Source organism: Rhizobium herbae, assembly GCF_019511375.1.
Lineage (GTDB): Bacteria > Pseudomonadota > Alphaproteobacteria > Rhizobiales > Rhizobiaceae > Pararhizobium > Pararhizobium herbae_A.
Genome location: NZ_JAEUAO010000001.1, coordinates 1473703 through 1500532, shown reverse-complemented (window position 1 = coordinate 1500532; position 26830 = coordinate 1473703). Strand labels below are relative to the sequence as shown.

Annotated in this window: 29 protein-coding genes and 1 tRNA gene; 10 read left to right on the top strand and 20 right to left on the bottom strand. The window is 61.2% G+C overall.

Annotation, left to right across the window (positions count from 1 at the left end; genetic code table 11):
* The first annotated feature begins 50 nt into the window (after positions 1-50).
* Positions 51-127, top strand: a tRNA-Met gene (locus tag JNB71_RS07220).
* A 431-nt stretch (positions 128-558) separates the two neighbouring features.
* Here the strand turns inward: JNB71_RS07220 and JNB71_RS07215 are convergent.
* The 4 genes from JNB71_RS07215 to JNB71_RS07200 form a co-directional block, all read right to left on the bottom strand.
* A complete protein-coding gene (locus JNB71_RS07215) occupies positions 559-1524 on the bottom strand; it encodes a DMT family transporter (RefSeq protein ID WP_220371096.1) in 966 nt (321 codons plus the stop codon).
* Positions 1525-1643: 119 nt separating this feature from the next.
* Positions 1644-1880, bottom strand: coding sequence for a tautomerase family protein (locus tag JNB71_RS07210; RefSeq protein WP_220371095.1), 237 nt, complete (start codon positions 1878-1880; stop codon positions 1644-1646).
* A 92-nt stretch (positions 1881-1972) separates the two neighbouring features.
* Positions 1973-2686, bottom strand: coding sequence for an SDR family NAD(P)-dependent oxidoreductase (locus tag JNB71_RS07205; protein WP_220371094.1), 714 nt, complete (start codon positions 2684-2686; stop codon positions 1973-1975).
* Positions 2687-2828: 142 nt separating this feature from the next.
* Complete coding sequence (locus JNB71_RS07200) at positions 2829-3761, bottom strand: LysR family transcriptional regulator (RefSeq protein ID WP_220371093.1); 933 nt, start codon at positions 3759-3761, stop codon at positions 2829-2831.
* A gap of 173 nt (positions 3762-3934) precedes the next feature.
* Between JNB71_RS07200 and JNB71_RS07195 the strand changes: the two genes are divergently transcribed.
* The 6 genes from JNB71_RS07195 to JNB71_RS07170 all read left to right on the top strand — a co-directional run bounded on the left by JNB71_RS07195 (position 3935) and on the right by JNB71_RS07170 (position 10441).
* Positions 3935-4609: a type 1 glutamine amidotransferase domain-containing protein gene (locus JNB71_RS07195; protein WP_220371179.1), complete on the top strand. Its 675-nt coding sequence runs from the start codon at positions 3935-3937 to the stop codon at positions 4607-4609.
* A gap of 188 nt (positions 4610-4797) precedes the next feature.
* The gene (locus JNB71_RS07190) at positions 4798-6558 is read left to right on the top strand and encodes a cytochrome c biogenesis protein DipZ (RefSeq protein WP_220371092.1); all 1761 of its coding nucleotides are present in this window, start codon (positions 4798-4800) and stop codon (positions 6556-6558) included.
* A gap of 41 nt (positions 6559-6599) precedes the next feature.
* Positions 6600-6785 carry a hypothetical protein gene (locus JNB71_RS07185; RefSeq protein ID WP_220371091.1) on the top strand — a complete coding sequence of 62 codons (186 nt, stop codon included), beginning with the start codon at positions 6600-6602 and terminating at the stop codon, positions 6783-6785.
* Between the two features lie 116 nt (positions 6786-6901).
* On the top strand, positions 6902-7705 hold the full coding sequence (locus tag JNB71_RS07180) for an SDR family NAD(P)-dependent oxidoreductase (protein ID WP_220371090.1): 804 nt from the start codon (positions 6902-6904) through the stop codon (positions 7703-7705).
* A gap of 56 nt (positions 7706-7761) precedes the next feature.
* The gene (locus tag JNB71_RS07175) at positions 7762-9330 is read left to right on the top strand and encodes an MFS transporter (RefSeq protein WP_220371089.1); all 1569 of its coding nucleotides are present in this window, start codon (positions 7762-7764) and stop codon (positions 9328-9330) included.
* 163 nt (positions 9331-9493) lie between these two features.
* A complete protein-coding gene (locus JNB71_RS07170; protein ID WP_220371088.1) occupies positions 9494-10441 on the top strand; it encodes a GlxA family transcriptional regulator in 948 nt (315 codons plus the stop codon).
* Between the two features lie 185 nt (positions 10442-10626).
* On the opposite strand, the gene JNB71_RS07165 is transcribed toward JNB71_RS07170, so the two are convergent.
* The 14 genes from JNB71_RS07165 to JNB71_RS07100 form a co-directional block, all read right to left on the bottom strand.
* Positions 10627-11949, bottom strand: a complete 1323-nt coding sequence (locus JNB71_RS07165) for an ATP-binding protein (RefSeq protein WP_220371087.1) — start codon at positions 11947-11949, stop codon at positions 10627-10629.
* On the bottom strand, positions 11949-12686 hold the full coding sequence (locus tag JNB71_RS07160) for a response regulator (protein ID WP_220371086.1): 738 nt from the start codon (positions 12684-12686) through the stop codon (positions 11949-11951). Before JNB71_RS07160 ends, JNB71_RS07165 begins: the two co-directional genes overlap by 1 nt.
* 89 nt (positions 12687-12775) lie before the next feature.
* Positions 12776-14092, bottom strand: a complete 1317-nt coding sequence (locus tag JNB71_RS07155) for an epoxide hydrolase family protein (RefSeq protein ID WP_220371085.1) — start codon at positions 14090-14092, stop codon at positions 12776-12778.
* Between the two features lie 46 nt (positions 14093-14138).
* Complete coding sequence (locus JNB71_RS07150) at positions 14139-14540, bottom strand: cupin domain-containing protein (protein WP_220371084.1); 402 nt, start codon at positions 14538-14540, stop codon at positions 14139-14141.
* A gap of 154 nt (positions 14541-14694) precedes the next feature.
* Positions 14695-15423 carry a hypothetical protein gene (locus tag JNB71_RS07145; RefSeq protein WP_220371083.1) on the bottom strand — a complete coding sequence of 243 codons (729 nt, stop codon included), beginning with the start codon at positions 15421-15423 and terminating at the stop codon, positions 14695-14697.
* A 155-nt stretch (positions 15424-15578) separates the two neighbouring features.
* A complete protein-coding gene (locus JNB71_RS07140) occupies positions 15579-16538 on the bottom strand; it encodes a YeeE/YedE thiosulfate transporter family protein (RefSeq protein WP_220371082.1) in 960 nt (319 codons plus the stop codon).
* Between the two features lie 132 nt (positions 16539-16670).
* Positions 16671-17126, bottom strand: coding sequence for a carboxymuconolactone decarboxylase family protein (locus JNB71_RS07135; RefSeq protein WP_220371081.1), 456 nt, complete (start codon positions 17124-17126; stop codon positions 16671-16673).
* A gap of 19 nt (positions 17127-17145) precedes the next feature.
* A complete protein-coding gene (locus JNB71_RS07130; protein WP_220371080.1) occupies positions 17146-17559 on the bottom strand; it encodes a cupin domain-containing protein in 414 nt (137 codons plus the stop codon).
* Positions 17560-17769: 210 nt separating this feature from the next.
* Positions 17770-18285, bottom strand: a complete 516-nt coding sequence (gene msrA, locus JNB71_RS07125; protein WP_220371079.1) for a peptide-methionine (S)-S-oxide reductase MsrA — start codon at positions 18283-18285, stop codon at positions 17770-17772.
* 1 nt (position 18286) lies between these two features.
* Complete coding sequence (gene msrB / locus JNB71_RS07120; protein WP_220371078.1) at positions 18287-18730, bottom strand: peptide-methionine (R)-S-oxide reductase MsrB; 444 nt, start codon at positions 18728-18730, stop codon at positions 18287-18289.
* A gap of 102 nt (positions 18731-18832) precedes the next feature.
* Entirely contained in the window at positions 18833-19708 is an 876-nt protein-coding gene (locus JNB71_RS07115; protein ID WP_220371077.1) for a LysR family transcriptional regulator, read from the bottom strand.
* A gap of 195 nt (positions 19709-19903) precedes the next feature.
* Complete coding sequence (gene trxB, locus JNB71_RS07110) at positions 19904-20902, bottom strand: thioredoxin-disulfide reductase (protein WP_220371076.1); 999 nt, start codon at positions 20900-20902, stop codon at positions 19904-19906.
* 56 nt (positions 20903-20958) lie between these two features.
* Positions 20959-21114, bottom strand: a complete 156-nt coding sequence (locus tag JNB71_RS07105) for a DUF1127 domain-containing protein (protein WP_220371075.1) — start codon at positions 21112-21114, stop codon at positions 20959-20961.
* 102 nt (positions 21115-21216) lie between these two features.
* Positions 21217-21747 (bottom strand): YkgB family protein, encoded by a 531-nt coding sequence (locus tag JNB71_RS07100; RefSeq protein ID WP_220371074.1) that lies wholly within the window; start codon positions 21745-21747, stop codon positions 21217-21219.
* A gap of 286 nt (positions 21748-22033) precedes the next feature.
* On the opposite strand from JNB71_RS07100, the gene JNB71_RS07095 reads away from it, so the two are divergent.
* Positions 22034-22648 (top strand): TetR/AcrR family transcriptional regulator, encoded by a 615-nt coding sequence (locus tag JNB71_RS07095; protein WP_220371073.1) that lies wholly within the window; start codon positions 22034-22036, stop codon positions 22646-22648.
* Positions 22649-22763: 115 nt separating this feature from the next.
* Here the strand turns inward: JNB71_RS07095 and JNB71_RS07090 are convergent, their stop codons facing one another.
* On the bottom strand, positions 22764-24053 hold the full coding sequence (locus tag JNB71_RS07090) for a bifunctional alpha/beta hydrolase/OsmC family protein (protein WP_220371072.1): 1290 nt from the start codon (positions 24051-24053) through the stop codon (positions 22764-22766).
* A 135-nt stretch (positions 24054-24188) separates the two neighbouring features.
* The gene (locus JNB71_RS07085) at positions 24189-24779 is read right to left on the bottom strand and encodes an SHOCT domain-containing protein (RefSeq protein ID WP_223215759.1); all 591 of its coding nucleotides are present in this window, start codon (positions 24777-24779) and stop codon (positions 24189-24191) included.
* Positions 24780-24799: 20 nt separating this feature from the next.
* On the opposite strand from JNB71_RS07085, the gene JNB71_RS07080 reads away from it, so the two are divergent.
* On the top strand, positions 24800-25318 hold the full coding sequence (locus JNB71_RS07080; protein ID WP_346657242.1) for an amino acid ABC transporter permease: 519 nt from the start codon (positions 24800-24802) through the stop codon (positions 25316-25318).
* Positions 25254-26672 carry a homocysteine S-methyltransferase family protein gene (locus tag JNB71_RS07075; protein ID WP_346657241.1) on the top strand — a complete coding sequence of 473 codons (1419 nt, stop codon included), beginning with the start codon at positions 25254-25256 and terminating at the stop codon, positions 26670-26672. Before JNB71_RS07080 ends, JNB71_RS07075 begins: the two co-directional genes overlap by 65 nt.
* Positions 26673-26830 lie beyond the last annotated feature (158 nt).

The window sequence follows — 26830 nt, the reverse complement described above, 5'->3', positions numbered from 1 at the left end:
AGCTTCGCAGTTACACGATCGCGACATTCGGCAAATCCGAATGCGCTTGACGCGGGGTGGAGCAGCCCGGTAGCTCGTCAGGCTCATAACCTGAAGGCCGCAGGTTCAAATCCTGCCCCCGCAACCAGTTCCAGCATAAATCAATCGCAATCCCCGTCTAACCAACGGGGATTCTTGCCGGATCACGCAAAGCACGCGTGACCGACCCCTGACCGAGGCGTGCGCATAGCCTGGAAGCGCTCAGGTAGTAGGCTTTCCCCTTCACATCACCGACTCGCCGGCCTTCACGCGGGTGCTGTAGTCGCGGTGATAATGCTCGCGCATTCTCGCGCCGTAGTCCTGAAACGCTTCCATCGAGGCAAGGATCGACGCCAGCCGGCCATGAATGGTGAGGTCTGCGCGGCGATTGTCGGGGGAGGGCGCAATTAATCTCGGTTTTTTAGGTAGTCGATCAAGGGTGCCAGAGGCAGGAAAACTCGCTCCGCTTTTGGCACGGGAGCTTTGCGACAGAAATTTCCCCGAAAATTCAACGAGCTGATTTCGCCGCTAAACGCATGACTATTGCGACAATGCTTTGCCAGATCGAACCTGCCTTTCATGGAAAACACGGATCGACAGAACGACGCCAGCGATCAGGACAGCGACCCCGGCGCATTCGATCCCGGTCGGCCATCGACCGTGAACGACCAGTCCGCCGATGACGCCGAAGGCGGTTTCCGCGACGATCAATTGGGCGGTCAGTGCGACGGGCAGGCTTCGTGAGGCGACATTCCACGCCCACACACCGCACACCGTGGCCAGCAGCGCGAGGGATGTGCCCCAAAGATAGAGCGAGCCGGCGGCGTCCCACCCGAAGCCGAGCTTAGGAAGCTGGAAGAGGTCCAATGCTGCGCCAACAGGGTAGAGCGCGAGCATCAAGATGCCTCCGCCGACCAGTATCAGCGCCGACCACACGCCCGCAGGCATTTCAGGTCGGGTGACGATTGCTGCCTGGTTGGCAATGGCGAACCAGACCCATAGCGCGACGGCTGCGAGCGCCAGCGGAATGCCAATCCAGAGCGAACGGAAGGACTTCAATCCCTCAGCCGTAAATGCCGTGCCGTTGACGAGAACAAGGCCGATCAGCACCAGCGTGAGCGGCATCAACAAGTATCGCCACGGCAATGATCCCTGCCGCTGGTTGCCAACAATTGCCAGAACGATCGGGACCAGGCCGAGAAAGGCGGGTGCGATCACCGGACCGGAAAAAATGGCGCCTCCCGTCACCGTCAGGAAATAGCCGACATAGCCGATGAAGGCGAGCCAGGTCGCCGAAAGCCAGTTTCGGAGCGTGAGATGGTGCATCACGCCGCATTTTTCCGAAAACAGTATGCAAAGGCCGACCAGAGCAGAAACGACGTGGCGGAAAAGAGCAAAATCAAAGGTGGAGTAATCACCGATGATGAAGGGCACGATAAAATTGAGCGAAAAGGCAAAGGCCGCGAAGAGTGCGGCGAAAACGCCGATATAGAATCGTTTGTCCATTCCTTTTCCTCCTCGGTGGGGCTTCGTTATCGACGGGACGACATCCAGCAGATCAAAGTCGCGCAGGTGTCCGCCGTCATGTCATGACGCGGCCGGTACAGGACAGTTGACGGCTTCATTCAGGATTTTGCCGCGGCACGTATTCGGCGGTATTGCTCGGTCGGAAGGCCGCCCCAGCCCCAATTGTCGAGATCGACCTCCTCAATCACCACGTAGGTCGATTCAAGCGGCTTGTTCAGGACATTGAGGAGCACCTCGCTGACACCCTTGATGATCGCGGCCTTCTCCTCGGCGGTGACAGAATTGCGGGCAGGTGTGCTTCCCTCGCGGGTAACCTGTACGGTGACGATAGGCATTGTAATCTCCTTTCCTTCGCAAGAGTGATTGGACCCGGGTTTCAGGAGCGCCCGCGCTCGTGCGTGCGGCGCGGTCAACCCTGATGTGCCGATTACCAGTGTCCGGCGTTCTGGCCGCCGTCGACGTGGAGGATCTCCCCGGTGACGAAGTCTGCGGTCTCGAGGTAGAGCACGGCATCCACGATGTCGCGAATTTCACCCATCCGCCCAACCGGGTGCAGGCCCGCCAACGCCGAATGCGTCTCGACCGGATGCATCGGGGTCTTGATCACCCCTGGGGAGACCGCATTGACGCGAACACCACTCTTGGAGAACTCCATCGCCAGCGATCGGGTTACCGCGTTCAACCCACCCTTGGTCAGGGAGGCAAGAGCGGAGGGCATGCCGACCATCGGCTGGTCGACCAGGCTGGTGGTGATGCTCACGATATGGCCCGAGCCCTGCTTCAGCATCTCAGCGGCGGCGCGCTGGGAGATGTGGAAGAAGCCGGCCACGTTTACTCCCAGGTTATGGTCATAATCGTCCTGGGTCATTTCGATAAACGGTTTTGCGAGGAAGACGCCGGCATTGTTCACCAGCGAGTCGATGTGGCCAAAGCGCTCCAGCCCCTCGAGCACGATGCGCTCAGCCGTCGCGGGCTTGCTGATATCGCCGGGCACGGTATGAATATCCGGATCGGCGCTCGGCTTGATGGACCGGGACGTTGCGACGACGCGGTAGTTCCGGTCACGATAGGCGCGAACCAATTCGGCGCCGATCCCTTGCGACGCGCCGGTGATGATTACGACTTTCTGTTCGGTACTCATGAATGTGATCCTTTCTCGATTGCAGCGGCCGCATCCTGCGTCCGCCCTCCGCGCTCGGAGTTTGTGCAATCGAAATTAGATCCCTGCGATCTTCAGGAGAATTGCCTGCGTCTGGCAGACACTCAACCGGATTACGACATAATCAGGTGAGCGTGTTTGCCTCCGCTGCCATGCGCGCAAATTCAGAGCGAAGACGCGGCGCGGCGAAGTCGACGAAGGTGCGGACCTTCGGCACCGACATGCGTCCCCGCGGGGCAATGAGATGGGCCGGCAGGGGCGGGTGCTCGGCATCGGCAAGCACGATCTTGAGGCGCCCGTCTCTCACATATTCGGCGACGTGATAGGAATAGAGCCTGGTCAGACCACGTCCGGCAGCGGCCGAACAGGCGGCAGCGCGCACGCTGTTGACGATGCACCTCGGCGTAAATTGAACGGTCCGGGGGATGGACAAGCCCTTCGCCGGTGTAAAACTCCAGGAGTCGATGCCAAAATTGGTGAAGGCCAAGATCTGGTGTTTGGCGAGATCTGCCGGCTCAACGATACGCGGATGACTGGCGAGGTATCGAGGTGAGGCGACCACGACACGCCGGACATCGCCGCCGAGCCGGGTGGAGATGAGTGACGAATCCGCGAGTTGGCCGATGCGAAGGGCAATGTCGACGCCTTCATCGATCAGGTTGACGAACCGATCGAGCAGAAGAAGCTGGGCCGAAACGGTTGGGTAGAGATCGAGGAAATCGTCCAGGATGGGGCGAAGTATCTCTTCCCCGAGGATTGGTGGCGCGGAGATCGTCAATACCCCACGGGGGGCGGAGCGCTCCCCTCCTGCGAGCATGTCGGCCTCTTCCAGATCAGTCAGCACCCGTCGACAGGCGGCCGCATAGCGTTGACCTGCTTCGCTCAGTTTCAGCGTGCGAGTGGTCCGATGCAGTAGCTCGACGCCGACATGCGCCTCGAGTAAACTCAGCGCTCTGCTGACCGCCGTCGGCGAGCGCTTCAGCCGCCGGGCGGCACCGGCGAGGCTGCCTTCGTCGATCGCCGTCACGAACACCTTCATTGCATCGATACGATCCATTTATTCTGCCGCCCTTCGGAATAGTGACTGCCAAGGAGCGAGTATTCACCCGAAGGCGGCACCAGTAAACATTCGCGCCAGGCTGGAGCGGCAGACGATCCTGCAAAAGCCTCGCCAAATTATCCTCGGCGAGCCCGCGTCGGGACACGCCTTAAAAGAGAAGGAGCATGGCGATGAAAATCCTGATGGTTCTCACTTCACATGACCAACTCGGGAATACCGGCAAGCCGACCGGCTTCTGGCTCGAGGAGTTCGCAGCGCCGTATTATGTCTTCAAGGATGCCGGCGCGGAGGTCACACTTGCGTCGCCGAAGGGTGGTCAACCGCCGATCGATCCGAAGAGCGATGAACCAGGCAACCAGACCGAGGCGATGGAGCGTTTCAAGAAGGACCCCGCTGCCCAGGAGGAACTCGCCAACACCAGGCGGCTCGCCGAAGTCAAGATGGGCGGCGTCGACGCCATCTTCTATCCGGGCGGTCACGGCCCGCTTTGGGACCTTGCCGACGACGAGGACTCGATCGCGCTCATCGAAGAGTTCTACAATGCCGGCAAACCGGTCGCGGCCGTCTGCCACGGCCCGGCTGTGCTGCTCAAGGTTACCCATCAGGGAGAGCCCCTCGTCAAGGGAAAGCGCGTCACCGGCTTCACCAATTCGGAGGAGGAGGCGGTTCAACTGACCGAGGTAGTGCCGTTCCTCGTCGAAGACGAGCTGAAGCGTCTCGGCGGACTTTTTGAAAAGTCCGCCGATTGGGCGGATTTCACCGTCGTCGACGGCCGTTTGATCACAGGACAGAACCCGTCTTCGTCCACCTCGGCGGCGAAGGAACTGCTCAAGCTACTTCAGTAATCGGCGCAGGCTGGCGCCGCCTCTTTTTCAGACACCAGGAGGCTTCTCAGGATCCAGGGGCCTCGTGCACTTTGATACAGATCCGTTAGTGAGAGGACACAAGCCGGATACCTCACGCTGATCCCCTGCATTGCGTGACAACGCGGCCGGCGCCGGAACAGGCGCGGGTCCACTGCAGAGGGACGACGATGATCCTTTTCACGATAGCTTATCTCGCGGGTGTGCTGACGATAGTCAGCCCCTGCATACTTCCTGTACTGCCCTTCGTGTTTTCCCGGGCCGGCCAGCCATTCGCAAGCAGCATTCTTCCGATGCTCATCGGCAAGACCGTGACATTCGCTGGGGTCGCAACGCTGGCCGCGATCGGTGGAGACTGGGCGGTGCAGGCAAACGAGGCAGGCCGATATGCGGCAATCGCAGTGCTCGCGGTCTTCGGCGTCATGCTGCTCTCGCCGCGAATCGCTGCCGTTGTCGCCCGGCCGGCAATCGCGCTCGGCAACCGCCTCTCACAAAGATCAACCGCTCCGCAGGCGAGCGTTGGAGCATCTCTGCTCCTCGGACTCGCGACCGGGCTTCTCTGGGCGCCCTGCGCCGGCCCGGTTCTCGGGCTCGTGCTGACTGGCGCCGCTCTTCATGGAGCCAATATCGGCACGACACTTCTCCTGACGGCATACGCCGCAGGCGCGGCGACGTCGCTGGCGCTCGCGGTGCTCGCCGGCGGAAGGGTGTTCAAGGTGATGAAGCGATCGCTCGGTTTCGGGGAACGTCTCCGGCAGGGGCTCGGCATCGCAGTGCTTGCGGGCGTCGGGGCAATTGCACTTGGCATCGATACCGGGCTCCTGGCACGCCTGTCCTACGCAGGCACGACGAACCTCGAGCAATCGCTCCTGATGCGGCTCCGCGGCGACACCTCCGAAGCGGCGGCCAGCCATGGTGGGGCACCGGCCGTGGACGGCCAGCAGCAGGACTATCGAAGCAATTTGCCGGTGGAAGGCATCCTCCCGCCGCTCGACGGCGCGGTAGAGTGGCTGAATTCCAGGCCGCTGACGGTGGAAGAGCTGCGCGGCAAGGTGGTACTTGTCGATTTCTGGACCTTTTCCTGCATCAACTGCATTCGCACGATCCCCTATGTTCGCGCCTGGGCGGAGAAGTACCGAGATCAGGGCCTGGTGGTCATTGGCGTACATGCACCTGAATTCGCCTTCGAGAAGCGCATTGACAACGTCAAGCAGGCAGCCAGTGATTTTAAGATCGGCTATCCGATTGCGGTCGACAACGACTTCGCGATCTGGCGCGCCTTCGGCAATAGCTATTGGCCGGCGCAATATTTCATCGATGCCGAGGGACGGATCAGGCACCATCACTTCGGAGAGGGTGACCACGAGCAGTCGGAGCGCGTCATACAGGAACTGCTGACGGAAGCGGCAGGCCGCCGCGGGGATGACGGCGGCCTTGTGAAGCCGGACGCCAAAGGCGCCGAGTTCGCCCCCGATTTCGCCAACCTCCAGTCAGGCGAAGACTACGTCGGCTACATGCGGGCCGCGAACTTCGTATCGCCCGAAGGTGTCGCGGCCGATGAGGCGCGCGACTACACAGTTGGAGCGCTGCGCCTAAATCAGTGGGGCCTTGCCGGTAATTGGACCATGGGACCCGAGCAAGCGACGCTCAATAGAGCCGGCGGGAGCATCACCTACAGGTTCAGCGCGCGGGATCTGCACCTTGTTCTTGGACCTGGGACCGGCAGCAGGAAGGTGCGCTTTCAGGTGAAGGTCGACGGCGTTGCACCAGGTCCGGATCACGGTTCGGACATCGACGCTGCCGGCAACGGCACGGTCTCGGAAACGCGGCTGTACCAATTGGTTCGCCAGTCCGGAGAGGTGCGGGAGCGGACGTTCGAGATCCGCTTCCATGATCCCGGCGTCGAAGCCTTCGTTTTCACATTCGGGTGAGCTTCCGGTCATCGTGGCCAGAAGCAAAAGAGGAGAGTTAGATGCGCATTCTTATGGTGACCGTTGCGATCATGGCGCTCGCTGCTGCTCCTTGCGCCTGGGACACCGATCCGCGAGAGGCGTCGGCGATTGGCGCGCTCGTCGGCGGGCCGATGGCATCGCCTGGTCAGGCGCAGGCGATGTCGAGACCGGGCACGCCGATTGCGCTTGACGGCGCGCTCAAATGAGAGAGGACTCGCCGAGCTGGCAAGGCCATGTCCTAAATAGTCGGATATATGACATTTGAGACAAGGTGCACTTGCCCTACGATCGAGGCTCCAAACTCAAACCAACGGAGCCCGTCATGACCCAGCATTCAAAGGGTACCGCGCTGATTACCGGCGCTTCCTCCGGCATCGGTGCAATCTATGCCGATCGGCTGGCGCGCCGGGGATATGATCTGATCCTGGTCGCCCGCAACCAGTCCCGCCTCAATGACCTGGCCAAGCGCCTGACCGACGAGACCGGCCGCGCCATTGAAGTCGTTGCGGCGGATCTCGGCAACAAGCCCGATCTCGGCCGCGTCGAGCAAATGCTTCGGACCGACGCCAGCATCACCTTGCTGGTCAATAATGCCGGCGTCGGCGCCACTTCCCCGCTGCTTGCTTCTGATGTCGACAAGATGGAGGAGATGATCACGCTGAACGTCAACGCTCTGACGCGGCTGACCTACGCAGCGGTTCCCGGCTTCGTCGCCCGCGGGATGGGCGCGATCATCAATATCGCTTCGATCGTCGGTATCGCGCCGGAGGTGCTGAACGGCGTCTATGGCGGCAGCAAAGCCTTCGTGCTCGCCTTTACCCTGTCGCTCCAGAAGGAACTCACTGAGAAGAACATCCGCATTCAGGCCGTACTCCCGGGCGCGACGGCCACCGACTTCTGGGGCATTGCGGGGACTCCTCTGGAGCACGTGCCGAGTGAGATCGTCATGCGCGCCGAGGACATGGTGGACGCCGCGATCTCCGGCTTTGATCTCGGCGAGCAGATCACCATCCCGTCGCTGCCGGACGCTGCCGATTGGGAGGCCTATGAAGCGGCGCGGCAGAAACTCATGCCAAACCTGTCCCTCACGGCGCCGGCGGCTCGCTACCGGGCTGCGGGTGGTTAAGGCGCGAAGGATCGCCCAACCACATCGTCAATAAATCGATCGCCGAGGAGGGTTCAATGAGTGCACTCACCCTTACACGTCAAAATCTGCTGTTCCTCGCGACCGGGCTTGCCGGTTCCTTCCTGGTGAACCTGTCGGCCCAATTTGCTTCGGCAAACATCGCCGACATCCAGAATGGGCTCTTTTCCACGGCGGACGAGGGCTCCTGGATACTTACCGCCTATACCATGGGGAGTTGCGCCGGCATCGTCACCTCAGGCCTGTTGATCGGAGCCTTGAGCGTCGGCCGTTACCTGGTTGTAAGCTCCATAGTGTTTGCGGCCGCGGCGCTCGCTGGCGCGTTGACGAGCGACCTTGGTGCCATGATCGCATTCCGTTCGCTGCAAGGCTTCGCAGCCGGCGGGTTCGGGCCGGCGGCATTCGTCGCCGTCTTCACGGTGGCCGGCGGACCGCGCCTTGCCTATACAGTGATCGTTCTGGCATTTTCCCTCCTCTTTTCCGGGACGGCGGGGGCTGCAATCGCCGGCTATGTCTCGGACAGTTTCGGATGGCGAGCGCTTTTCGTCGTTCAGGCAGTCATCGGCGCGGCTCTGGCTCTTGCCGCCCGCCTCTGGGTTCCGCACAAGGCCCTGAACTGGTCGGCGCTCAAGGCCGACTGGACGTCCATCATCCTGTTGTCGCTCGCCCTTGCGAGCCTGATGCTGGTTCTCAATCAGGGTACGCGCCGCTTTTGGTTCGCAAGCGAGATAATCGTCTGGGGCGCGACCTTGTCCGCGGCCGCTTGGGTGGGCTTCATATTCATGTCCCGCTCGTCCGCTCTGCCGCTTTTAGCACCCCAGCTCCTCCTCACTCAGAAGTTCGGCCTTCCGATCGGGCTCAATTTCCTCTTACGCGCCGGCCTCGCCGTGAGCTCTTACCTTGTGCCGCAATTCCTCGCGACCGTAGAGGGTCATCGGCCGCTCGATGTCTCCGAGCTCATGTTTTGGGCCGCGGCTGCCCAGTTGCTCGCTCTCCCGTTGGTATGGTGGTTCCTGCATCTATGCGATCTGCGCGTGGCGATGGGAATTGGCGTTGTCCTCCTGGTCCTAGGCACCGTGGTCATGGGCAGTGAAGCCACGACATCCGCAGGGGAACATTTCCACTCTGGGCTCGCCCTATACTCTGCCGGTCAATTGTTGCTGTTGACGCCAGCCATGATTGTCGGCACGGGCAGTTTGAAGCCTGCAGACCTTCCGACAGCGTCGCTGACATTCAATATCAGCAACCTGGCTGGAACGACGCTCGGTGTTGGAATTCTCTCCAGCTTCGTGGCCGAGCGCCAGAAATTCCATTCGGACGCCCTCACCGAGGCCGTGTCCCTCTACCGCGCTTCTGACGGGGAGGGGATTTACGGCCTCGCCGGTGCTGTTGCGGCCCAGGTTGCGAATGACGCCGGCGCCACCATGCGGGCGGCAGTTCAGACTGGGTGGTCGGCGGCCCGGCGGCAGGCCTCGGCGCTTGCATTTGGCGACGGCTTTCTCGTCGTTGCCCTCATGCTGGTGCTCGGCATTGTGGCGGTTGTGGCAATAGGCCGTTCGCCGCCATTGCCTCGTCCAGTCAAGGTTTATCGGAGAGAAGCGCCTTGATAGTGAGAACGCAGTCGCCCAAAGGCAGCGACCCGCATAAGAAAGGAAGGCATGAAGCGTGTCTTGTGACGCGCTTTATGTGTCAGATTCGGGGAAGTCCGCGTGGCGGTTTGTCTCAAGCGGGAATATCGTACCCGCGGAAAATTCCAGCAGAGAAGGTGCCATGCACAAGATTGGCTTTGTCGTCTTTCCAAGATTTCAGCTCATGGGTTTCGCGGCGGTAACCGCCTTCGAGATGGCCAATTTGGCACTGGGGGAGCCGGCTTATGAGATAGAGCTGCTCTCAGAGGCGGGCGGCGAGATCAAGTCGTCGGCCGGCTTCGGCGTCCTCACAAAAGCCTTCGACGATACACCTTACGATACCGTCATGTTTGGCGCCGGCACCGCGATCGAGCCGATGACGCCCGGGCTAATCGCATTTTCGCGTCGCGCGCTTGAAACGTCGCGCCGTGTGGCAGCGCCCTGCACCGGCGCCTTCGTTCTTGCGGAGGCCGGCCTGCTCAATGGACGCCGCGCGACCACTCATTGGGCCTTCGCGCGCCAGCTCCAGGAGCGCTTCCCGGCCGTTAAAGTCGAGGACGATCGCATCTTCATCGTCGACGGAAGCGTGTGGACGTCGGCGGGGATGACGGCGAGCATCGATCTTGCTCTTGCGATGATCGAGAAGGACCATGGCCAGGAGGTTGCGCGGTCCGTTGCCCGCAAGCTCGTCGTCTATCATCGGCGCGCGGGTGGGCAGTCGCAGTTTTCGGCCTTGCTCGAGCTCGAGCCGAAGTCCGACCGGATCCAGAAGTCGATCGACTATGCCAAGGCTAATCTTCGCGCTCTGTTGTCGGTGGAAGAACTGGCGGATGCGGCAGGGCTGAGCCCGCGCCAGTTCAGCCGGGCGTTCCGGGCCGAGACGGGACAGTCGCCTGCCAAGGCAGTGGAGAATCTTCGCGTGGAGGCGGCCAGGCTGCTGATGGAGCAGGGCCGTCACTCCATGGACGTGATCGCGGTTGAAACGGGTTTCGCCGATCCCGATCGCATGCGCCGCGCCTTTCTTCGCACGCTTGGACAGCCACCGCAGACGATCCGGAGGAATGCGCGCGATAGTTTCAACATCGTCTGACAATGATCAAGATGCCCCGATCGGACGAGTTCCGGTCGGGGAGGACAGTCGGCGATTTTCGCGTGCCAGCCCAGGACAGTGTGCCAATCGCTGCGCACCAATTGCACCGGGCATTGCGCCTCCCAAACACAAGGAGAAAAGCATGACCACTGCAATCAACAGTGTCTTGGGGTTTCTTGGTGGCTCTACTGGCTCAGCGCAATTTCCGCCGCAAGGCCGCCGCCGTCGCGGTTGCGCAAGGTGAGGGTCGCGCCGATTGCGGTCACGAGCTGCTGTGCGATCGCAAGGCCGAGGCCCGTCCCGCCCGTGTCGCGGCTGCGGGACTGCTCCAGCCGGAAGAAGGGTTGCAGCACCGCTTGCAACTGGTCGTCCGGAATGCCGGGGCCGCGATCGAGCACTCTTATGAGCACCGTGCCCTCCTGGCGATGAACCTCGATTTCCGCACTGCCGGCGAATTTAAGGGCATTGTCGACCAGGTTGGTGAGGATACGTCTCAAGGCGTGCGGCCGGGTCACGATCGCGCCGTCGCTCAATCCACCGATGGTGACCGACTTGCCGGTATCCTGATAATCATAGGCGAGACTCTCGATGAACGAGGCGAGATCGATGCGCGAGGCTTTTTCCTTCTTGCCGTGGGCGCTGCGCGCATAGGCAACTCCTTCCTTGACGAGACGTTCGACTTCATCGAGGTCCTGAACCAGCTTGTCTTTGTCGGCGGAATCTTCCGCCATTTCGGCACGCAGCTTCATCCGCGTGATCGGCGTCTGCAGATCATGCGAGATCGCTGCGAGGATCTGCACGCGCTCCTCCAGATACTGAGCAATGCGATCGCGCATCGCATTGAACGCCGTCGCCGCATAGGCCACTTCGGTCGGGCCGGTTTCGCTGAGGCGCGGCGCGTTGCTGTTCGGATCAAGCGTGTCGGCGGCACTCGCCAGATTGGCGAGAGGACGGATGGCGAGACGCATCGCGGTCCAACTGCAAAGTACCAGGAGCAGGAGCTGCGCGATGAGGACATAAGGCAACCAGTCAGCCACCGGCATGACGCCCCTTGGGGTGACGTCTATCGTCAACGACTCGCCGTCGCTCAAGCGAAGATGCGCCTGAAGATGGCGGCCTACTGCGGGGATGGATTCAACCTCGATCGGGTACTTCGCGCCTATTGCGGCCCGGATCCTGGAGGCGACCTCGGCGTCTTCCGCCCCAAGCACGGGATTGCCAGGGAGGCCCGGCCCCAGAACGAACCGGTAGGAGCTGCGCGCAAGTTGGCCGAGCCAAGCGGACCGTTCGGCCGCGGGGATCCGGTCGAGGATGGCGATCGATGTCGCGATGTCGTTTTCAAGCGTATTGAACATCACCGACCTGGCGGCGATATAGCGTTCCGAAAACAGCACCGTAAACGACATGGCATGAGCAATTGTCAGGCCGGCAAGAAGAATGATGAATAGCCGCGCTCTGAGTGTGTGCGGCCACAGGCGAATCCCCTCGAGAACAGCGTGCGTCGCCATCAGCGTGGCTCCACGATTTCGACCGGCACCGAGAAAACATAGCCTTCGCTGCGGACCGTCTTGATGTAGGTCGGTTCGCGGGCATCGTCGCCAAGCCGCTGGCGAACCCGGCTGACAAGGAGATCGATGGAACGGTCGAACAGTTCGGCCTCGCGTCCCTGTGTCAGGTTGAGCAATTGATCACGGTTGAGGACGCGCTGCGGATGGTCGACGAAGACGCGCAGCAGCCGATACTCGGCGCCGCTGAGCGCAATCACGGTGCCGTCCGCGTCGATAAGATGCCTTGCCGTCGTGTCGAGCTTCCAGTGACCGAAACGCAGCAATTGGCCGGCTTCCGAGATCTGCAAATTCGGGGGCAGCATGCGCGCGCGCCTGAGGACCGCCTTGATGCGGGCGAGCAACTCGCGCGCCGAAAACGGCTTGGCGAGGTAGTCGTCGGCGCCCATTTCCAGCCCGATGATGCGGTCCATCTCGTCGGAGCGGGCTGTCAGCATGACAATCGGCGTCGCCTTGTGTCTGCCGACGCGCAGCTCGCGACTCAGTACGAGGCCATCGTCACCCGGCATCATGAGGTCGAGAATGATGAGATCGACCGTGTTGGCCTCGAGGAACATGCGCATCTGCCGCCCGTCGGCAACGGCGGTGACGCGCAGCCCGTTCTTCTTCAGGTAGCTCGACACGAGCTCCCGGATTTCCCGATCGTCATCGACGATCAGGATATGGTCGATGTGCTCCATGGCGCGATCTCCACCGTTCGACTGCCATTTCTTATCAAAATGAGAACGCCGTGGTAGCAGTATTCACTGGCTCGCGCGTCCTGCGAAGGCTAGAGTTGACGCAATGGCCGGAAGGCGGCGCGCAGCTCGGCGCTGAATAGGTCCGGCTCTTCCCAGGCGGCGAAATGGCCGCCCTTGTCCACGCGGTTGTAGTAAATCAGTTTGCGGTAGGCTCGTTCCGCCCAGCTCTTCGGCGGCCGGTAAACTTCTCTCGGGAAAATCGTCACTGCCGCCGGGATCGCGATGGGGGTCAACTTGCTGTTGCCGGCGCTGTTCTCCCAGTAAATCCGGCCGCTCGAGGTCCCGGTGTTCGTCAGCCAGTAAAGCGTGATGTTGTCGAGAATCTCGTCGCGGCTGAACGCGCGCTCTGGTTCGCCCCGGGTGAACACCCAGTCGGCAAGCTTGTCATAGAACCACGCCGCCAGTGCAACCGGCGAGTCGGCGAGGCCGTAACCGATGGTTTGCGGGCGCGTCCCCATGATTGCCGCATAGCCGAAGCCTTTAGCGAGGAATTCCCTGGTCTCTTCAAACACCGCCCGTTCCTCGGCGGCCAACTCCGCCGGCGCAGGATCACCGCTTCGCAAGGCCCTAGCAACGTCCGGCGGGATGGTGGTCGAGCGCTCAATCCTGTTGACGTGGATGCCGAGCAAACCCGGAGGAGCCTGGCGGCCCATCGCATCAGAAATGATGGCACCCCAATCGCCGCCCTGTGACACGTAGGCCTGGTACCCAAGGCGCTTCATGAGAACGTCCCAGGCGCGGGCGATGCGGTCCGGGTTCCAGCCAGTACCCTTCGGCTTCTCGGAAAAGCCGAAGCCGGGAATGGACGGAAGGACGAGATGGAATGCATCCTCCGCCGTCCATCCATGCGTCGTGGGATCGGTCAGCGGACCGATGACGTTCAGCAGTTCGAAGACCGAACCGGGCCAGCCGTGAGTCATGATGAGCGGCAATGCATCTGCATGACGCGAGCGAACATGGATGAAGTGGATGTCGAGGCCGTCGATATTCGTCAGAAACTGGGGCAGGGCATTCAGTTTCGCTTCGGCCTTACGCCAGTCGTAGCCCGCTTCCCAGTAGCGGACGAGTGACTGAAGCTTGGCAAGCTGCACGCCCTGGGAGCGATCGTCGACCGGCTCCGGGTCAGGCCAGCGTGTGACGGCAAGGCGTCGCCGGAGGTCGACGAGCGCTGCCGGCGGGATATCCACGCGGAAAGGGCGAATGTTATCGGCCTCGAAAGGCGTCGCGTCCGCTTGCGCGAGGGCCGTCGCAGGGCGAAGCGCCGCAAAGGCTGCCACTGCCGCTCCGTTCAGGAGCAGAGCCCGGCGGGACAGTGCGGACGCGTCGGTGGTTTCCTGTTCGGTCATTTCCGCACTTCCTTCCATGTGGTTCTCAGGGTCCATGTCGAAACGCTCACTTGACCGGAACGACAAGCGGGGTGCCCTTCTGGACGAGGTATGTGGCAAGCTCCGATGCCTTGCCGCTGCCGACATTCTTCGCCACGTGCGCCACTCCGGCCGGGATGAACAAAGCTTCGCCGGCATGAAGGGTGACCGGCGCTCTGCCCTCGAGCTGATATTCCAGCGAGCCTTCGAGCACATAGGCCACCTCTTCGCCCGGATGAGAGTGCTTGATGGAGACTGCGCCGGGCCCGAAGTCGACGCGCACCTGGACCGCCTCGCGGCCGGGGACGCCGAGGTCGTGCTGCAGGAGATCGGTACGCTGAAGTCCCGCTTGCTGCGCCTTGGCCGCGGACAGCGCCAATCCGCTTCCAACGATCAGCAGCGCAGCCGCCATGATCCGAGACGTTCTCATATGCTCGTCCTTTCCGCATTTGGGTCGAGGCTCGTTTTCGAAGCCAGTGCCGCCATTTGAGCGCCCATGTGTATTGACGCTGTGTCCGCCGGGCCGGACTTTTGTAACGGCATGTACCGCGGAAGCAGCGGAGCGAACTCGGCGCCCGATCATCTCAGAACGGCACGTAATCCGACAGCTCGATTGTGACGGCATTGAAATCCCGGTCGAGAGTGCCGTCCGGCTTCAGTGTGAACACGCTGCGGCGGGTTGGGTACTTCAGCCCATCAACGTCAATGTAATCAGACGTGAAGTGCGCAGCCGGCGTGTCCGCCCACACATCAACAGTATAATCGTGACGGCGCAGCAACCCATCCGAGCCGAAGTAGAAGCGCTGTTCTCGCGTGTGGCTGTGTACGCTTTCCGGGAACCGCACGGCTATGCCGCGAAGCGTCTCGCCTTCGTTCTCGATTGGGGCAATGTCGTGAGCTTCATAGCCGGGCTCGCCGAACACGAACGGCGTCGCATGATACGTCCACATGGCATAGCCGTTGAAGTAGGCGAGATCCAGCGGATCCCATTGTCCGTTGAAACTACGATCGAATGCTTCACGTCCGTTCTCTCGCTCGGCGATAATCGAGCCATCTCCGGCGCTGATCTCCACATGCTCGGGAGTCCAGGTCATTGTCCAGTCTGGTTCTCCAAAGGGAGTAACTCGGGTCCACTGGCGGCGGAACTCGCTTGCTGCACGCCTCGGCACAGGGATCAAAGGAGCCCCTTTGAGCTCCCATAGCGTTCCACCGGTCAATATAGTTGAGGCAATACCCATAAACTTGCGCCAGCGGCCATGCCCCCCATGCGCTTCCAGAGCTTCCTCCAGCAGCGGGTGCAACGTGCCAGTCATCGATCTTCTCCTCAATCGAGTTCCATGACGATTATCTAATGCTCCTGACTTGTGGCAAGCTCAATCGCTCGAGGCATTTCATCGGCCATCTTGTTGGCGGACAGATCGAGTTCTGAGCCCTGGCCCGACCTATCGTTTTCGCCGGTGGAACAGCGTCATGACCAAGGTCTTGCCATTGATCCGAACCTGACAATGAGTGCGGCCAGCGTCGCGACGAATAGGAGGTAGGCGAGCGCCGCCTGCCAGGCGCCAGTGGGGAAACCAATTAGCAGCAGCGTGTCGTTCCCACCGGGAGTGAGGAGCGCACCCAATCCCATCAGGACGCCCGCAAGCGTTCTCTTGAGTATGGTCGCCGCTGTCGGCCATTTCAGCGTGAATCCTTGCTTCCCAAGTCTTGCGGAGACAAGACTGCCGCTGAACATGCAGCCTGAAATCAAGACGCCCGCGACCGGTATCGAAGCGATCGGTCCAACGGATGCAGTGATCGAGAACCCAGGCGCAAGAACCGCCAGGATCGTAGAGGTGATGCCGATCGCCCCCATCACCAGCGTCAACTGCCAGAAATTTGACTCGGATCTGCGTGAGACACCGAGCCTCAGCACTACGATGGCCAACAATGCCAGCGCGGGCAGCGCCGCCTCTAGCGACGGGGAAGCGCTTGTCGGTGGCTGGTGCGAAAGCAGATCAAACAGGGATTCGACGTATAGGACCGCATAGATGCCGAGAAACGTGAATGCGAATCCGAGTTCGCCATTTCCGATATGCCCAACAGACCCAAACACACAAGCGCCGTTCACATAGGTGCCGAGCCCAAGTAAAATGGCCGCAGGAACCAGGTAACCGAGTGGCGACCAACCCTCCTGCATCATCGGTGTCGTTTCGAGGATTGCGTAGACGAGGGCCGCCCAGACGGCGCATTCGATCAAAGCGATGAAACGTGCAGGCCTCCTCTCCGATACCAACTGCCTCGTGGCGATGACGGTGCAGATCGATCCCCGGTTCATCGCGAAACCGAGAACAAATCCCAGCGCTGCGGCCAAAGCCAAACTCGCCCAGATCTCGTAGCTGGCGGCGACAGGTCCCATACCTGATATGTTAATGAGAAATTCGCTCATTCGGTAAACGACCTCGCGCACCGCTCCAGTTTCAGACACATTCAAGCATTCATTACTGGCCGTCGCTGCGATTCCGGCGGCTGCTGGCGAAGCTGCGGACCCGCGACGACCGTCCGCAAAGCGTCGCTGCCATTATTTTTCAAGCGCAGCCTGTGGCGTGTTTCGGAAACTGATCGCCATGCGATTGTAGGCGTTCATCAGGCCGGTCGCGATCGTCAGATCGACCAGTTCGCGCTCGTCAAAGACGGCGCGCGCTGCCTCATAGGCTTTATCGGGAACGCCGGTCTCAGCCACGCGCGTCACCGATTCGGCCCAGGCAAGAGCGGCGCGCTCGCGCTCGTCGAAGAGATTGCCGGCTTCCCTCCACGCCTGCACGAGCGCGAGCTTCTCGATCTGTTGCCCTTTCTTCAGCAGGTCGCGGGTGTGCATGTCGAGGCAGTAGGCGCAGTTGTTGATCTGCGAGATACGAAGATAGACCAGTTCGACCAGCTCAGAAGGGAAACCGCTCTGCATAATGTAGCCGTAGACGCCGCCCAAGGCTTTGACGCCGGCCGGCGCGATCTGGTTGTAGTCGAGGCGCTTGCTCATTTCCGTTCCTTAAGTCAGGTTACTTGATGGGGGTGGTCAGCGTTTCTTCGTTGCTATCAAGGACGAAGACGGCAAGCAGCCTTGCAGGCTTGCTCTTGCTTACGTTGCGGCTGACGAGGTGTTTGGACGCTGGTGGTTCGTACCAGCTTTCGCCGGCGCGGTAGGTTTCGGTCGCGCCGTCATTGACCTTCGATTCGATCTCCCCGGAGAGGACGTGGGCGAAGATGAACGACGAGTCCGCGTGACTGTGTGGAACGGAGGCCCCGCCCGGCGGGTAGTCGACGATCACCACTTTCATTGTCTTGCCCGGAATGTTGGGTATCGCCTTCTCGAAATGCGGCGTAACCGTTTCGGTGGGCCCATGTGCTTCCGCCGGCATGGCGGTGGCTATGGCGGCGGCGTGGGCTGCGCCTACGATGAACCATGCATTCATGACGACATTTCTCGTTTATGACGTTTTGTGGGAAAGCGAGCCCGGCGCCTTTCGGAGGGGTGAGGAAACGGGCTTGCCCGCGGCCAGCGTGGTGTTTGATCCATGCACTGGCCATGGTTGGTCGCCGCTTGTTGGGCGGACCTGATACTTTCGCCGATCAAGCGATTGGCTCAACCAAGGTCAAACCTAGCCGCCAGGATTTCAGATTGGCTATTCGGCAGCCGACCGGCGAGGAAGCACCCAGTTCGGGCGAGGAAAATGGCAGGTATAGCCGCTGGGATAGCGCTCCAGATAATCCTGGTGCTCCCGCTCCGCCTGCCAGAACTCTCCCACCGGCTCGACTTCCGTTACCACCTTGCCGGGCCACAGGCCTGAAGCATCAACATCGGCGATGGTTTCCTCCGCTACGCGCTTTTGCTCATCGTCGACGTAGTAGATTGCAGACCGGTAGGAGCTACCAATATCGTTGCCCTGGCGGTTTGTGGTGGTGGGGTCATGGATCTGGAAGAACACCTCCAGGATCTGCCTGTAGCTGATCGTCTTCGGGTCGAAGGCAATCTCGATGCCTTCGGCATGCGTCCCGTGATTGCGGTAGGTGGCATTCGGCACATCCCCGCCTGTGTAGCCCACGCGGGTCGCGATAACCCCAGGGAGTTTGCGGATCAAATCCTGCATCCCCCAGAAGCAGCCACCGGCCAAAACAGCTCTCATAGCTCTGTCGGTCATTTTAGATATCCTCTACCTGGTTTATGAACGCCCCGTAGCCTTCGGCTTCCATTTCGCCGCGCGGAATGAAACGCAGGGCAGCGGAGTTGATGCAGTAGCGCAGTCCGCCCCGGTCCTGAGGACCGTCGGGAAACACATGGCCAAGATGGCTGTCGCCATGCGCGGAGCGCACTTCGGTGCGGATCAAGCCATGGGAATTGTCCCGCAATTCATTGACGTTTTCCGATACGATCGGCTTCGTAAAGCTCGGCCAGCCGCAACCGGAATCGAACTTGTCGGCCGAGGCGAACAGGGGTTCGCCGGAGACGATGTCGACATAGATGCCCGGCCTTTTGTTGTCATTGTACTCCCCCGTGAAGGGGCGTTCGGTGCCGCTCTGCTGAGTCACGCGATACTGCTCTGGCGTAAGCTTCCTCACCAGTTCGTCCGTCTTTGCGTAGGTCATTGCCTAACTCCATTGTAGATCTTGCTACCCAGATGTGGCGACCGGGGATGGGGATTCCCAATATCGGGCGTGCATAGTTTCCATAGTCGCGGGGCGCCCCGTTCACGCCCAGTCATATCGAGCTGCAAGCTGGGCTATCTTGCGAATCTCGAGCGCTGTACCCGATCCAGAAACCGTCACGAATACCAGTTCGCGCTCCAGAGACATCCCTTCAACCGGGCGGGTGGTCACGCCGTGCACGACGGTCGACCGTTCGGGCATGATGCAGATCGCCCGGCCTTCGGCTACCATTTGCTGGACCCAGTCTTCGCGATCGGCACTGAACCGTGGTTGCATGACAGCGTCATGGTCCATCAAATGCTCTGCGATCTCAGTATGGAACTCGCAGGCCAGCCTGTCGACATAGGGATAGGCGGCAATCGCCTCGGTGCCGACGACGTCGTTGCGGGCTAGCGCATGGCCCTCGGCGCAGGCGAGGAGGAAGCGTTCGCGAAACAGCGGCACGACATTGAGCTTGTGGTTAGGGTGCGGCGCTCGGGGCAGGATGCAGGCGTGGTACTTGCCTGAAAGCACCTCGTCTGCACCTTCCCCAGACAAGAGCTGATGCATGTTGATCTTTACAGAGGGAAGCCTGTTGAGCGCCTCATCAAAGAACGCGGCAAATGCAGCAGGACCGATCGTCGGGGCAACCGCGATGTCGAGGATACGGCGCCGGCCGAGCGTGGTGTTCTCCGAGTGTTCGCGCACGTTGCGGAGCGCGAGTTCAATCCGGGTGAACTCGGCGTGGACGTCGCGGCCGAGCGCGGTCAGCCGGCTGTCCTTGCCGTCGCGATAGATCAACGGACTACCCAATTCGTCCTCGAGACGCTGAATTGCTCGCGTGAGACTTGGCTGCGACACGCCACTTCGACGGGCGGCTTCAGTAAAGTTCAATGTTTCAGCCAGATTGAGGAAATACTTGACCTGATTGATTTCCATGGATCGGTCTCGCTTGATTAAACGGCCATGATCTCGGCAAGGGGAGACAGCTGCCGGACACCGGTTGTCACTCCGGCGCCGTTCGAATGCAAGTGCCGCCGGAAGGCGCAGGGAAAGCACGGACTTCCGCAGATGATGCGGGCGGGCTCGCGCTTCCCAAGGGGGGCCCCTCGTTTCGTCGGTGATCCCCTGCACTTATGCTTCAACCATCTCCGCTTCACGCGGCTCGATGGCCCAGGCGCCCGGATCGGGTGAATGCTCGGCCAAGAATTTCTCGGCTTCCAGGGCCGCCATACATCCCATGCCGGCGGCACTGATCGCCTGACGGAATACCGGGTCGATGACATCGCCGGCGGCCAGCACCCCGGGGACGGTTGTTTTCGTCGACCAGGAGCCGACCTTGAGGTAGCCATCCGCATCCATGTCGAGCTGGCCGCGAAACAACGCGGTTGCCGGATCGTGTCCGATCGCGACGAAAAGGCCGTGCGTGGACAGTTCCTTCACCTCGCCCGACTTCACGTTGCGGATCCGCACGCCGGTTACCGACTTCCTCGGCTCGTGCTCGCCGATAACCTCGTCGATGACGTGGTTCCAGACGACTTCGACATTCGGCTTCGCCACGAGACGGTCCTGCAGAATCGACTCCGCGCGGAAATGATCGCGGCGATGAACGACCGTGACCTTGGAGGCAAGGTTCGACAAGTAGAGCGCTTCCTGCACGGCTGTGTTACCGCCGCCGACAACGACCACTTCCTTGTTTCGATAGAAGAAGCCGTCACAGGTGGCGCAAGCCGAGACGCCGAAGCCATTGAATGTCTTCTCCGAGGGCAGGCCAAGCCAGCGGGCCTGAGCTCCAGTCGCGACGATCAGTGCATCGGCCATGTACGTGTCGCCGGAGTCGCCTTTGAGACGGAACGGGCGTTTGGAGAGATCGACCGAGGTGATGATATCGTACACCACCTCGGTGCCGACGTTCTCCGCCTGCTGCCGCATCTGCTCCATGAGCCACGGGCCTTGAACGGGTTCGGCAAAGCCGGGGTAGTTCTCGACATCAGTCGTGATGGTGAGCTGGCCGCCTGCCTGCAGCCCAGTCACAAGGAGCGGTTTCAGGTTGGCGCGGGCAGCGTAGATGGCGGCGGTATAACCGGCCGGTCCGGCCCCGATGATCAGGACCCTGGCATGATGCGTGTTCATGAGGTGATCTCCTTCTGCATTACGGTCTGCGATCAGCCGTAACGCAGCCCCGGGGTTCATTGGCTGTACTGCCGGCGCGCGATGACATCGATTTCGTTGCGGGAAATGCCGACATCCTCGAGCAGGTGATCGTTCAATTGCGTGAACGCTCGAAGGGTCCGGCGATAGCGCTGGTGGGCGCGGATTGTCGACAGAACATAGGTCAAATACATGGGACGTTCCTTTCGTTGAACCGACCGGCACGGCCGATCTGGGGTTTCTTTCATTGCAATACCGGGGTGCGGGCGGAGGCGGGGCTCCGCCCGCATCCTCGGTCAAGCGCTGGTTGAGCGGAGCGCCGCGAGCGAGTCGACGGCAATCCAGAGGGAAAGGGCGAGCAGTCCAATGTCCTTGAGCAGGAACTGACCGACAGCGACCGTGATCGCCGGAAAGCCGAGCTCCGGCACGGACACCCCGGGGGTCGTCACCATTAAGCTAAGCGTGGTCGCGAAGAGCCCGGCTGACAGCAAGCCGCCGACGAGCGAGTATACCGGGTTCACGAGCCGTGCCGCGATCAGGGCGCCGACGCTGAGTTCGAGGAAGCCGAGAAGGCTTGAGAAATCCCTTACGCTGAAGAGGGAGTAGGTCCAGCTCAACAACGGGCTGTTGCCGACCAGACCGGTCAGCCCTTCCGCTTCATAGGCGGTGAACTTCATACCGCCGAACCAGCCATAGATCACGACCAACGAAATATAGAGGCTCGCCGCGGCAACGGTCCGACCGTGGCGCTCGGCCAGATCGAGCGAAGCGGCTCGAGCCTGGCTGCGTGGATACGCCGCGGTGCTATAGATAGGAACACGAGGCATTGTCTTCTCCTTGGGTTGTCCGCAGTGGGCGATCCGCCCGGATGTCGCGGTCCAAACGATACCGATCTGTATCGAATAAAAGAAGATGTATACTGATCTGTATCGTTTGGCAAGGGCGACTTCTGAACGGGCTCCGGCCTTGTTCCCCAGGGAACTATTCTTCTTCGGGGGAACCGTGAGCCGAAAGGAATACCCGCTGCAGGGCTTGCCTCAGTAAACCCCCTTGTATCTGCCTCCCGCTACCGCTAAGAACGATACAGATCTGTTACTTGTTGCGAGGACGATAATGCGCCGTTCGGAAATCCGAGACCACCTGCTCGATACCGCACTCCGGCTGTTCAATCAGCACGGCTATCACGCGACGGGCATCGACCTGATCATCGCCGAGGCGAGGGTGGCCAAGACCACGCTGTACCGGCACTTCGAAACCAAGGAAGACCTGATCCTCGCCGCGCTCGAACGGCGCGACGAGGAGGACCGCAATGCCATGCGTGCCTTTGTCGAGCAGCATACGAGCGATCCCGTCGAGCGCCTTCTGGCGACGTTCGATTTCCTCGAAACTGCGCTCAGCGACAAGCAGTTCCGCGGCTGCATCTTCGTGAGCGCGGCGGGGGAGCACAAGGATGGCGCCAATCCCGTGTTCCGCGCCGCCTTGATGCATAAGCGCCTAGTGCTCGCGTATTTCGAGGAACTCGCCCATGCAGCGCGGTTTGCGGGGCCGAAACGGATCGCGACCGAGATCAACCTACTGCACGAAGGCGCGATGGCCGTCGCGCAGATGAGCCGAATCGCCGAGCCTGCGCGGCAGGCCAAACGCATGGCGGGCCAGTTGCTCGCGGCGGAAGAGCGGTCTTCGTCAGTCCGGGGAGAGGACGCAGGCCGGCGAACACACGCTTCCTGAAATCTCCCTCCGGCGCTGCATCGCCAGGTCGCATAATGGATTTAGGCGAGCCTGCGCCAATGCCACGCCTCCCATCCGGCATTCACATCGGCCTGTGAGGAATAAGAAATGCCCCCTATTCGGGCAACACCGGAAATTCCGGGTCTGCGCTGCGAATGACCGGCTTGGGTCGAGAATTCACCTTCATCACGGTTTTTATCTTCGCCACGGCTTCGAGCGTGCGATGGACCGGGCATTTGCCGGCAATTTCGACGATCTTGCCGCGAAGCTCCTCCGATACCTCGCCGTCGACGGAGATGACGCGCTCGAAATGGTCGATCCTGGCGCTGCCGCTGCGCTCCGCTTCTGTGCATTCCTCGCAGTCCTTGGCGTGGATCTTGGCATGTGAGACGTCGACGCCGATGCGGCCGAGCGCGAGCCCCTTGCGCTCCGCATAGAGGCGCAGCGTCATCGAGGTGCAGGCGCCAAGCGCGATCGACAGGAAATCATAGGGTGACGGGCCGGAATCGAGACCGCCCGCGGTTTCGGGTTCGTCGGCGAAAAGCCGATGGCTGCCGGCCTGAACCGCGTTCTGGAACTTGCCTTCCCCCGTCTCCATCACCCTGACATGTTCGATTGGCTGCGTGCCCTGCGGCGTGTCGGCGGCGAGATAGCGCGTCAGCCATCCCGAAATGATCCGGCCGGCGAAGGCTGCGTCCTCAGGGTCGGTGAGCAGGTGATCGGCCTTGTCCAGCGAAACGAAGCTCTTGGGATGCTTTGCCGCGAGGAAGATTTCGGTGGCGTTCTCGATCCCGACCGTCTGGTCCAGCGGCGCGTGAAGGACGAGGAGCGGCTTTTTCAGGCTGACAACGGCATCCTTGATGCGCTGCCCGCGCGCGTCTTCGACGAATTGCTTTTTTATAAGGAACGTGCGCCCGGCAAGATCGACATCTGCCTCGCCGCGCGTCTCGATCTCCTCAAGGCTCGTTGCGAAGTTCTTCAACACGTGGCCGACATCGGCCGGCGCGCCGATGGTGGCCACGGCGCGCACTTCGGGAATGTGCCCGGCGACGGCGAGAACCGCTGCACCGCCGAGCGAGTGGCCGATCAGCAACGAGGGTGCCTCATAGTGTTGGCGCAGATAGTCGGCGGCCGAAAGCAGGTCGGCGACATTGGAGGAGAAGTTGGTCGAGGCGAATTCGCCCTCGCTTGATCCTAGTCCCGTGAAATCGAACCGCAGGACGGCGATGCCTTCGCGCGCAAGCTCGGCCGCAACGCGGCGCGCCGACGCCAGATCCTTGGAACAGGTGAAGCAATGGGCAAATATTGCGTAGGCACGTAATGGCCCGTTGGGCAGATCAAGGCGGGCGGCAAGGATTGCGCCGGAATGACCGGGAAACTGGAGCCGTTGCGTGTTGAAAGGCATGGTACGCTCCTTTGCTGTAAAGGAAAGGCTCATTCTACATCGCCAAGGGCGACCCGGGTACCTACACCTTTGCGCGTCTTTTCAGGCGCCACCATTCTGGACCGCCTACCGGCGGATTCCCCTGTTCATCGGACGCTATAGTCGGCTGAGCAACTCCGACTTCTTGGCCTGGAATTCCTGATCCGTCAGAATGCCTTTCGCATGAAGTGCCGCGAGGCGCTCGATCTTGTCGAAGATGTCCTCCTCCGACCGAACCGCCTCCCGCGCTGGATGTGCCGCTTGTTGTGGCTCGGCGGGTTCGGGCGCGGTCGGTGCGAATATCGACGGCGCAGCCGTGGCGGCGGATGTTCTTGTACCCGGCGTGTCCGCCGGTTCCTTGCCGCCCTGCCGCACCACATCCAGTTCCGAAAGTTTCATCAGCCCATGCTGAGAGGTAAAGCTCAGCGACTGGTCGCCGCTTTGCTGCTGCGAGAACCCGCCAATGCGATGGTCTTTCGTGTCGTAGACCGTAACCCGGCCGCCGACATCGATCGCCAGCCGGCGGGTTGTCGGGAAAAAGGAATAGCGCAGGTCATTCTGCGCCCCGGTCGAGGCAGGATGCCCGAGCTCCTCGGGCCACCAGTTCCCAGCCGACAGCGCGCCAGGCACGAACAGGCTGACGCCGCCGCCCTGACCTTGATATTGGGACTGGCGCGACGTCTGCGGGCCCAGCAAATCGCCTATCATCGAACGCGCTGGCCTTCGGTGTGGCGACGTTCTACGCTTCATTCTTCCGCGGGACGCCGCTTCTGGTGCAGGTGCTGATCATCTACCTGGCCCTGCCGCAATTCGGTATTGTTCTATCGGGCTTCGCCTCGGGCATCCTGGCGCTGTCGCTGAATTACGGTGCCTATCTTGCCGAAACGATCCGCGCCGGCATTCTCTCGGTGCCGCGCGGACAGGCTGAGGCTGCCAAGGCGCTGGGGCTCGGACGCGGGGTGATCGCGTTCAAGGTCATCGCGCCACAGGCGATGCGCATCATCATCCCGCCGGCCGGCGGAAACTTCATCTCGATGTTGAAGGATTCCTCGCTCGTCTCGATCATGGGACTGTGGGAGCTGAACTTTCTTGCCCAGTCCTACGGGCGAGCCACCTATCACTATATGGAAATGCTGCTGACGGCGGCAGCGATTTACTGGTTTTTGTCGATCGGGCTCGAACTTGTCCAAAATCGACTGGAAAGGCGTTTTGGCCGCGGCTTCATGGCCGATCGGCAAGGAAGATAATATGACAATCACCCAGAATTTCACCATTCTCGACGGCGGCATGGGCCGTCTTCTCGAACGGCTCGGCGCACCTTTCCGCCTGCCGGAATGGTCGGCCCTGTCGTTGATCGAGGCGCCGGAATATGTCACCCGTGCCCATCAGGCCTATGTCGACAGCGGCGCCGACATCATCACGACGAATTCGTATGGCCTCGTGCCGCATATGCTGGGCGAGGAGCGTTTTGCTGCCGATGGCCGGGCACTGGCTGACAGGGCAGGGCGCCTCGCTCGGGAAGTCGCCGATGGCGCAGGCCGCCGGGTTCTCGTGGCGGGATCGTTGCCGCCTCCCTTCGAGAGCTACCGGCCAGAGCGTTTCCAGGCGCATAACGCCCCCCGCATTCTCCAAACCCTCGTAGCTGGTCTTGAACCGCATGTTGATTTCTGGCTGATCGAAACCCAGAGCTCGACGGTAGAGGCTTTGACAGCTCTCGAAGCTGCAAATGGCAGCGGCAAGCCGATCTATGTTTCCTACACCCTGAAGGACGAAGATGGTCGCACCGGACCGCCGGAACTGCGTTCCGGCGAACATGCCGATGAAGCGGTGAAGAAGGCGCTGGAGGCTGGTGCGAGCGGTGTCTTCTTCAACTGCAGCCAGCCGGAGGTGATGAGCGAAGCCGTGCTGGCTGCGCGCAAGGTCGTGGTTGAAACCGCCTCGTCTGCAGTCATCGGCGTTTATGCCAATGCCTTTGCGCCAGAGCCGCCCTCGGACACGCCCTACGCCGGCATCTCGGATATTCGCGCCGATCTCGGTCCGGAAAATTACCTGCAGTGGATTGACCTCTGGCGGTCGCAGGGGCGTCCGTCGTCGGTGGCTGCTGCGGCATTGGGCCCGAACACATCCACGCGATTGCGAAAAGACGATCCGCTCCGGCCACGGCAACGTAATTTCGTACTCTTTCAACAAAATAGTCGGTTATTGCTCAGCAATATGGTCCGCTCTCGCTACCTTGCTATTCGTGCAGACAATCCCGCCGAGATGGTCGATCGGCAACTTCTTCTGCCGGTTGGTGCAGCCGTAACGGTTCTTGGACATGATCGCATATGGGCCGAAACAATGCGCGCATTCGAGGACGCCGCTGAGCAGATATTGTGGCTGGTGGGCTTTGTTCAGGCGGTTTGTGGTCGTCCGGGAAAAGCTTTGTTCGACTTCCATTTGCCGCTTCTTGACCGCGGTCCAGAGGACGTCGGTGACGATGCGCAACTCGGCCTGTTCAATGATGATCCAGTCATCGCGGTCGTTAGGGCGCGCTACCCGTTTCATCGGTCTCGCGCAGACCCGGAATGCGATCTCCGCGCTCGTCATGAGCCGCCTTAAACTGGTAGCCGTAGGCGAGGCTGCTGGCAGCCTTGCCCTTCTGGACCGACGTTCTCATGTCTTCGCGGGTGCGGTATCGCCCTTGCTCGACCATTTCCGGCTCAGCACCGCCCCGATGCGCATCTCGATGTCGGAAATGCGCGCATTGGCTCGCCCTC

Excerpts from the sequence above, each read along its gene's own strand:
- JNB71_RS07160 (WP_220371086.1), bottom strand. The coding sequence starts at position 12,686 with ATGGAGCACATCGACCATATCCTGATCGTCGATGACGATCGGGAAATC.
- JNB71_RS07195 (WP_220371179.1), top strand. The coding sequence starts at position 3,935 with ATGAAAATCCTGATGGTTCTCACTTCACATGACCAACTCGGGAATACC.
- msrA (WP_220371079.1), bottom strand. The coding sequence starts at position 18,285 with ATGACCGACAGAGCTATGAGAGCTGTTTTGGCCGGTGGCTGCTTCTGG.
- JNB71_RS07180 (WP_220371090.1), top strand. The coding sequence starts at position 6,902 with ATGACCCAGCATTCAAAGGGTACCGCGCTGATTACCGGCGCTTCCTCC.
- JNB71_RS07190 (WP_220371092.1), top strand. The coding sequence starts at position 4,798 with ATGATCCTTTTCACGATAGCTTATCTCGCGGGTGTGCTGACGATAGTC.
- JNB71_RS07085 (WP_223215759.1), bottom strand. The coding sequence starts at position 24,779 with ATGATAGGCGATTTGCTGGGCCCGCAGACGTCGCGCCAGTCCCAATAT.
- JNB71_RS07130 (WP_220371080.1), bottom strand. The coding sequence starts at position 17,559 with ATGAATGCATGGTTCATCGTAGGCGCAGCCCACGCCGCCGCCATAGCC.
- JNB71_RS07105 (WP_220371075.1), bottom strand. The coding sequence starts at position 21,114 with ATGTATTTGACCTATGTTCTGTCGACAATCCGCGCCCACCAGCGCTAT.
- JNB71_RS07090 (WP_220371072.1), bottom strand. The coding sequence starts at position 24,053 with ATGCCTTTCAACACGCAACGGCTCCAGTTTCCCGGTCATTCCGGCGCA.
- JNB71_RS07200 (WP_220371093.1), bottom strand. The coding sequence starts at position 3,761 with ATGGATCGTATCGATGCAATGAAGGTGTTCGTGACGGCGATCGACGAA.
- JNB71_RS07155 (WP_220371085.1), bottom strand. The coding sequence starts at position 14,092 with ATGACCGAACAGGAAACCACCGACGCGTCCGCACTGTCCCGCCGGGCT.
- trxB (WP_220371076.1), bottom strand. The coding sequence starts at position 20,902 with ATGAACACGCATCATGCCAGGGTCCTGATCATCGGGGCCGGACCGGCC.
- JNB71_RS07095 (WP_220371073.1), top strand. The coding sequence starts at position 22,034 with ATGCGCCGTTCGGAAATCCGAGACCACCTGCTCGATACCGCACTCCGG.
- JNB71_RS07165 (WP_220371087.1), bottom strand. The coding sequence starts at position 11,949 with ATGGCGACGCACGCTGTTCTCGAGGGGATTCGCCTGTGGCCGCACACA.
- JNB71_RS07100 (WP_220371074.1), bottom strand. The coding sequence starts at position 21,747 with ATGCCTCGTGTTCCTATCTATAGCACCGCGGCGTATCCACGCAGCCAG.
- JNB71_RS07145 (WP_220371083.1), bottom strand. The coding sequence starts at position 15,423 with ATGACTGGCACGTTGCACCCGCTGCTGGAGGAAGCTCTGGAAGCGCAT.
- msrB (WP_220371078.1), bottom strand. The coding sequence starts at position 18,730 with ATGACCTACGCAAAGACGGACGAACTGGTGAGGAAGCTTACGCCAGAG.
- JNB71_RS07170 (WP_220371088.1), top strand. The coding sequence starts at position 9,494 with ATGCACAAGATTGGCTTTGTCGTCTTTCCAAGATTTCAGCTCATGGGT.
- JNB71_RS07150 (WP_220371084.1), bottom strand. The coding sequence starts at position 14,540 with ATGAGAACGTCTCGGATCATGGCGGCTGCGCTGCTGATCGTTGGAAGC.
- JNB71_RS07205 (WP_220371094.1), bottom strand. The coding sequence starts at position 2,686 with ATGAGTACCGAACAGAAAGTCGTAATCATCACCGGCGCGTCGCAAGGG.
- JNB71_RS07135 (WP_220371081.1), bottom strand. The coding sequence starts at position 17,126 with ATGAGCAAGCGCCTCGACTACAACCAGATCGCGCCGGCCGGCGTCAAA.
- JNB71_RS07140 (WP_220371082.1), bottom strand. The coding sequence starts at position 16,538 with ATGAGCGAATTTCTCATTAACATATCAGGTATGGGACCTGTCGCCGCC.
- JNB71_RS07215 (WP_220371096.1), bottom strand. The coding sequence starts at position 1,524 with ATGGACAAACGATTCTATATCGGCGTTTTCGCCGCACTCTTCGCGGCC.
- JNB71_RS07210 (WP_220371095.1), bottom strand. The coding sequence starts at position 1,880 with ATGCCTATCGTCACCGTACAGGTTACCCGCGAGGGAAGCACACCTGCC.
- JNB71_RS07175 (WP_220371089.1), top strand. The coding sequence starts at position 7,762 with ATGAGTGCACTCACCCTTACACGTCAAAATCTGCTGTTCCTCGCGACC.
- JNB71_RS07115 (WP_220371077.1), bottom strand. The coding sequence starts at position 19,708 with ATGGAAATCAATCAGGTCAAGTATTTCCTCAATCTGGCTGAAACATTG.
- JNB71_RS07185 (WP_220371091.1), top strand. The coding sequence starts at position 6,600 with ATGCGCATTCTTATGGTGACCGTTGCGATCATGGCGCTCGCTGCTGCT.